The sequence below is a fragment of the Mycolicibacter kumamotonensis genome, assembly GCF_002086285.1.
Taxonomy (GTDB): Bacteria; Actinomycetota; Actinomycetes; order Mycobacteriales; family Mycobacteriaceae; genus Mycobacterium; species Mycobacterium kumamotonense.
Genome location: NZ_MVHU01000075.1, coordinates 1 through 3,572 on the forward strand (window position 1 = coordinate 1; position 3,572 = coordinate 3,572).

General features: G+C 55.7%; 2 rRNA genes. Both read right to left on the bottom strand.

Annotated features, from left to right (window positions below):
• Positions 1–11 precede the first annotated feature (11 nt).
• A 5S ribosomal RNA gene (rrf, locus tag BST28_RS22690) occupies positions 12–124 on the bottom strand.
• A gap of 135 nt (positions 125–259) precedes the next feature.
• Positions 260–3,382 (bottom strand): 23S ribosomal RNA (locus BST28_RS22695).
• Positions 3,383–3,572 lie beyond the last annotated feature (190 nt).

A 3,572-nucleotide genomic window follows, 5' to 3' on the forward strand; every position in this document is an offset into this window, starting at 1 on the left:
CTTTATGTTGTGTTCGGCGGTGTCCTACTTTTCCACCCGGTGGGGCAGTATCATCGGCGCTGACAGGCTTAGCTTCCGGGTTCGGGATGGGACCGGGCGTTTCCCTGTCGCTATGTCCGCCGTAACTCTATTTTCTTGTGTGGTGGACCTGTTTCCCTGTGTGGGGGTGGTTCACCGTGTCACCACGTGTGTTTGGTGGTGGGGTGTGGGTTTCAAGTATTTTGTGGTGTGGTTGCGGGCAACACATTGTTTGTTGTGTGTTGGTAAGTTTTCGGCCGGTTAGTGCCAGTTCCCTGCACACCTTGCGGTGCTTCCAGGTCTGGTCTATCGATCCCGTGGTCTGCGGGGGGCCTTATCCCACTGAATGGGTGAGAATCCTGGTCTTGGAGTGGGTTTCCCGCTTAGATGCTTTCAGCGGTTATCCTGTCCGAACGTGGCCATCCAGCCGTGCTCCTGGTGGAACAACTGGTATACCAGAGGTTCGTCCGTCCCGGTCCTCTCGTACTAGGGACAGGTTTCCTCAAGATTCTGACGCGCGCGGCGGATAGAGACCGAACTGTCTCACGACGTTCTAAACCCAGCTCGCGTGCCGCTTTAATGGGCGAACAGCCCAACCCTTGGGACCTGCTCCAGCCCCAGGATGCGACGAGCCGACATCGAGGTGCCAAACCATCCCGTCGATATGGACTCTTGGGGAAGATCAGCCTGTTATCCCCGGGGTACCTTTTATCCGTTGAGCGACACCCCTTCCACTCGGGGGTGCCGGATCACTAGTCCCGACTTTCGTCCCTGTTTGACGTGTCAGTCTTACAGTCAAGCTCCCTTGTGCACTTACACTCAACACCTGATTGCCGTCCAGGTTGAGGGAACCTTTGGGCGCCTCCGTTACATTTTAGGAGGCAACCGCCCCAGTTAAACTACCCACCAGGCACTGTCCCTGAACCAGCTTCATGGTTCGAAGTTAGAGGTCCAATACGATCAGAGTGGTATTTCAACAACGACTCCACCCACACTGGCGTGCGGGTTTCACAGTCTCCCACCTATCCTACACAAACCGCATCGAACATCAATACCAAGCTATAGTGAAGGTCCCGGGGTCTTTTCGTCCTGCCGCGCGTAACGAGCATCTTTACTCGTAATGCAATTTCGCCGAGTCTATGGTTGAGACAGTTGAGAAGTCGTTACGCCATTCGTGCAGGTCGGAACTTACCCGACAAGGAATTTCGCTACCTTAGGATGGTTATAGTTACCACCGCCGTTTACTGGGGCTTAAATTCTCAGCTTCACCCCGAAGGGTTAACCGGTCCTCTTAACCTTCCAGCACCGGGCAGGCGTCAGTCCGTATACATCGTCTTGCGACTTCGCACGGACCTGTGTTTTTAGTAAACAGTCGCTTCTCACTGGTTTCTGCGACCCCCTCCCGCTACCCACCGCAAGGGTGTTGACGGTATGAGGGTCCCCCTTCTCCCGAAGTTACGGGGGTATTTTGCCGAGTTCCTTAACCATAGTTCACTCGTACGCCTTGGTATTCTCTACCTGACCACCTGTGTCGGTTTGGGGTACGGGCCGTGTGCGTGCTCGCTAGAGGCTTTTCTCGACAGCATAGGATCACCGAATTCACCACAATTGGCTATGCATCACCTCTCGGAATATATGCCAGACGGATTTGCCTATCTGACTTCCTACGGGCTTACCCCAGTATTACCACTGACTGGTACGGCTACCTTCCTGCGTCACCCCATCGCTTGACTACTACCAACGAAGGTCCCACGCAGCCGGCAGAAGTCCTCACCCCGAAGGGATCAGATCCTCCACCATTTGGGTGGTTAGTACCGCTGATTCATCAGGGACGCCCACACACGGGTACGGGAATATCAACCCGTTGTCCATCGACTACGCCTGTCGGCCTCGCCTTAGGTCCCGACTCACCCTGGGAGGACTGGCCTGGCCCAGGAACCCTTGGTCTTTCGGCGGGCAAGGTTCTCACTTGCCTCATCGCTACTCATGCCTGCATTCTCACTCCCACACCCTCCACCACTAGATCACTCTGTGGCTTCACCGGATGCAGGACGCTCCCCTACCCAATACCAAAGTATTGCCGCGGCTTCGGCGGTGTGCTTGAGCCCCGCTACATTATCGGCGCACAATCACTTGACCAGTGAGCTATTACGCACTCTTTCAAGGGTGGCTGCTTCTAAGCCAACCTCCTGGTTGTCTAAGCGACTGCACATCCTTTTCCACTTAGCACACGCTTAGGGGCCTTAGCCGGCGATCTGGGCTGTTTCCCTCTCGACGCACGGAGCTTATCCCCCGCCGTCTCACTGCCACGCTTACACTCACCGGCATTCGGAGTTTGGCTGACGTCAGTAACCTAGTAGGGCCCATCGGCCATCCAGTAGCTCTACCTCCGGTGAGAAACACGCAACGCTGCACCTAAATGCATTTCGGGGAGAACCAGCTATCACGGAGTTTGATTGGCCTTTCACCCCTACCCACAACTCATCCCCTCAGTCTTCAACCTAAGTGGGTTCGGGCCTCCACGCGGTCTTACCCGCGCTTCACCCTGGCCATGGGTAGATCACTCCGCTTCGGGTCCACAACACGCCACTACACCAACCCCTATGGACTGGATACGCCCTATTCAGACTCGCTTTCGCTACGGCTACCCCACCCGGGTTAACCTCGCGACGTGCCGGTGACTCGCAGGCTCATTCTTCAAAAGGCACGCCATCACCCCACTCAAAAGAGAAGGCTCTGACGGATTGTAGGCACATGGTTTCAGGTACTATTTCACTCCCCTCCCGGGGTACTTTTCACCATTCCCTCACGGTACTCGTCCGCTATCGGTCATCGAGAAGTATTCAGGCTTACCGGGTGGTCCCGGCAGATTCACAGCAGATTCCACGGGCCCGCTGCTACTCGGGAAAACATTGCAAGGCAGGTGTCGGATTTTCACGTACCGGGCTCTCACCGTCTACGGCAGACCATCCCAGGCCACTTCCGCTAACCACAACACTTTCTCACTGCCCTCCGGCCAGGTAGAACCGGACACAACACTCCCACAACCCCGCACACACAACCCCTACCCGGTATCACATGCATACGGTTTAGCCTCCTCCGCTTTCGCTCGCCACTACTCACGGAATCACATTTTGTTTTCTTCTCCTACGGGTACTGAGATGTTTCACTTCCCCGCGTTACCTCCCCACCGGCTATACATTCACCGGAGGGTGACACGACATCACTCGCGCCGGGTTTCCCCATTCGGACATCCTCGGATCCACGCTCGGTTGACAGCTCCCCGAGGCATATCGCAGCCTCCCACGTCCTTCATCGGCTCTCGATGCCAAGGCATCCACCATGCGCCCTTAAACACTTACAAACACAAAAACCAAGAAACAAAAATTGCAAAACAAACAAAACCCACAACGGAGCCTTGCCTGTTAGATGCTCGCAACCACTATCCACAAAACAAACACCACACCCCACCACCAAGATGGAGCGACAACACACCCACCCCCACCAAGGGGGCAACAACAGGCCTGTTGCCTCAGGACCCAACAGTGTGCCCA